At 41.7% G+C, this 3,295-nt stretch carries 2 protein-coding genes and 1 pseudogene; 1 reads left to right on the top strand and 2 read right to left on the bottom strand.

What is annotated here, in order from left to right; translation table 11 throughout:
* A pseudogene (locus IM322_RS23165) lies at positions 1-171 on the bottom strand (CDP-glucose 4,6-dehydratase); the annotation flags it as partial.
* The gene (gene rfbF, locus IM322_RS04080; protein WP_287676397.1) at positions 156-986 is read right to left on the bottom strand and encodes a glucose-1-phosphate cytidylyltransferase; all 831 of its coding nucleotides are present in this window, start codon (positions 984-986) and stop codon (positions 156-158) included. The pseudogene IM322_RS23165 and the gene rfbF, both read right to left, overlap by 16 nt.
* A gap of 348 nt (positions 987-1,334) precedes the next feature.
* Here rfbF and IM322_RS04085 point away from each other — a divergent pair, with 348 nt between their 5' ends.
* Positions 1,335-2,906 carry a hypothetical protein gene (locus tag IM322_RS04085; RefSeq protein ID WP_287676398.1) on the top strand — a complete coding sequence of 524 codons (1,572 nt, stop codon included), beginning with the start codon at positions 1,335-1,337 and terminating at the stop codon, positions 2,904-2,906.
* Positions 2,907-3,295: the final 389 nt, after the last annotated feature.

A 3,295-nucleotide genomic window follows, 5' to 3' on the forward strand; every position in this document is an offset into this window, starting at 1 on the left:
GTCTAATTGGTCAAATAAGGCGGGGGTGGTATTGGGGGCTAAACTGAGGCCTTTGACCTCTGCCCCCAGATGGAGTAACCAAAACGCCAGCCAAGACCCCTTAAAGCCAGTATGACCCGTGATAAAGACCTTTTTGCCAGTCCAAAATGCTTTCTTTACCATATTTTCCATCTAGCTTGTCCAGTGTCATAAAGGTGATTGAGTACTTCCATTTCTCGATAAGTATCCATGCACTGCCAAAACCCATCATGCTTATAGACGGTGAGTTCTCCTAAAGCGGACAGGGTTCTTAGGGGCTGTGCTTCAAAAGTCGTCGAATCTCCCTCAATTAAATCCAAAACCTTGCGATTTAAGACAAAATACCCCCCATTAATCCATCCTTCAGCCGTTTGTGGCTTTTCTTGGAACTTAGTGACTAAATTACCCTCAATGATTAACTCGCCAAAGCGAGAAGAAGGACGAACCGCCGTCATAGTGGCTAATTTCCCATGAGAGTAATGGAAGTCCAACAGATCCGCAATATTCACATCACAAACCCCGTCCCCATAGGTGGCTAAAAAGATCTCACTTCCGCTTTGGTCTATATAAGAGGTGAGACGTTTAAGACGGCCTCCCGTCATGGTTTCCTGTCCCGTATCAATTAACCAAATACGCCAGTCTTCCTCCTCGTGTCCACTATCGAGTTTGGTCACTTTTTTATTGCCTAACTCTAAGAGGACATCACTTTGATTCCAATCATAGTTAAAGAAATAGTCCCGGATTATTTCCCCTTTGTACCCTAGACAGAGCATAAAGTCAGTTAAGCCATAGTGGGCATAAGTTTTCATGATATGCCAAATAATCGGTCGATTTCCGATGGCAATCATCGGCTTAGGTCGAAATTCGGTTTCTTCCCGCAGTCGGGTTCCTTTGCCACCACACAAGATGGCGACGGGAATGTTAGACTTATAGTCCTTAACTGTTAAACTGACCGATTGTATTACCATTAGATTATATAGTGAAGGGCTTTGAGAGTGACATCATCTTATCGAGGCAGTTTAACACGGGATTCCCGATTGTGTCCAATATCTGTCTAAAAAAATTTTTGTTAAGCGAGTGTACCTAGTTTATTGCTAAACAGGCTCTTAAATCTTATAGCAGTTATCTTCATGGTGAGGTACGAAGTTTTCGTTTTGGGGAGTCGGCCAGTAATGCTAAATCAGGTTATACTTCATCTTTAACGCTATAATCCTGACCGAGTAGGACTAGAAATTCGTGCTACCATGCGAAGATAAACATTCGGGGATACGGTCACGAAGCTACCAGACAATTTTAGGATAAAAATACCGACACTTATGGGGAAATCAATCAATAAAGTCCGAGTAACAGCACTGATTTTAGGGATTCTAGCGATCGCATTTGCCTTTTTCACTAGGATTGTCAGTATTTTTGAATACGTTACCTTCGATATCGGACCCGATCCCGATCAGATTAGCGGTGGTTACTTTTGGATGGATATGTGGAAGGGAAACTTTCCTCAATTGGGACCAGCAGGGGGGGGTGGAAAATATGGATTCGTAATTCCTCCCCTCTATGGTTATTTAGCATTTCCTCTGACAATTTTCGGTGCCGATCCCGAATTTCAAGTCCTTACCAATGGCCTATTTTCTTTTCTATCGATTCCGCTCTTAATCTACTTTATTTATCAACTTTTAGAAAATGTAGAACAAGATAAACGTCTTCTCCTGTCCAGTTTGGCAGGATTTTGGTATAGCACGATCTATGCGGACTATTTCATTAATAATTTTTCCTGGGCCCCTAGCCCAATACCCTTTTTCCTGCTCGTTTTTGCTTTACTCTATCGTTTCCAGATGGAAACGAGTAAGCCGCTGCTCTATCAGGCTATAGCTTGGATATTCTTCGGGATTACCGTCGCTATATTGGTGAGTTTACACACCACCACGATGTTAATTATCCCAGTGACTTCTGTTATCGCCTCTCTATGGTTTGTTTATCGAAATCGAAAGAATACTCGTAAATGTCTTTTGCCTTTTCTATCGATTCTCTCCGCAAATCTCGCCTTGATTATGTATTGGAATAGTGAGATAGTTCGGAATTTCGCCAATACGAAAGGACTGGTGAGAGCGCTCACGGAGAAGGGGGCGAGCGGTGAACCATCGAGTAATCTGTTCACTCGTCTATTTAAAGCGATTTGGGAAACGGTTTATCTGGGTAATCAAGTGTTTTTTTTGAATGACAATATATCGATTTTCAATGTCGTAGTTTCGGCTATTTTTTTCGGCATTTCTCTATACATAGTCATCAAAAAATATCGAGGCAATAAAACACTGATCGGCTTTTTTGCGATCACTTGGATAATTTTTCTCTACGCTTCCTCTAATTATCCTGATGAGCATTTTTATTCCCATCGTAAAATCTTACTCTGGTTTGCTCCTATCCTCTTGGCGATCGCTAGTCTGGCCTATCTAAACTTGACTAAGACTTTCGACAGGATCCTCGGTCTAGTTCTAATAATTATCATCGGCTATTCGATCGCAACTAATCTCTATTTCGATCAACGTTATCTTGCTAGTAAATACGGTTCCGAAAGACTCCTATCCGTGGCCGATACAGTGGAAATTATCAATCAGATTCCGGTTGGTTCAACCCTTTGTGATCCAGCCAAGAAAGGCAAAAGAAAAGAGCGCGGTCAGTATGATTATATCGATACCTTTATGACCAAAAGAGAGCTAACGATCACCAATGCCTGCCCATCGGGTAGTTATTATATACAGCCAAAATTTAAAATGGCTATCCAAATGAACGATTTATTTCCAATTTTTACCCTCGCCAAAACCCCCCCTCTCGATCGCCCGATGACTTCCCTTCTGGAAACCCCAGAAGCCTATCTCTATAAAATCGAGTAGCAATAAGTAGGTGGGTGGAATTAAATATAAGATGAACGTAGGTTGGGTTGAAGCATGAAACCCAACGCCAGCATGGGTTACGCTACCGCTAACCCATCCTACAAATAATTGTGCCTCCCTACTTACCATCGTGCTAAAATAGGGAACCTCGAAAAACACAACTTATGGAAAATCAACCGGACAGGTTTACTCGATCGCCTTCCCCCGGAACTTCATTACAGACCAAAATATATATCTTGAGTTACTTTAGCAAGAGCTTTAGAGGTAGGCGTTTTTAGCTAAGGAAGTCTAAAATTATACTTTAGACGTTCATAATCTGAGATTTATTAAACTTCTGAAATCGTAGAGTGAGCAAGGAATCCAGTTCTTTTTTATGTTTCAGATGGGCA

The sequence above is a fragment of the Microcystis sp. M109S1 genome (assembly GCF_020247025.1).
GTDB lineage: Bacteria > Cyanobacteriota > Cyanobacteriia > Cyanobacteriales > Microcystaceae > Microcystis.

Coding starts and splice junctions, on each gene's coding strand:
- rfbF (WP_287676397.1), bottom strand. CDS start 986: ATGGTAATACAATCGGTCAGTTTAACAGTTAAGGACTATAAGTCTAAC.
- IM322_RS04085 (WP_287676398.1), top strand. CDS start 1,335: ATGGGGAAATCAATCAATAAAGTCCGAGTAACAGCACTGATTTTAGGG.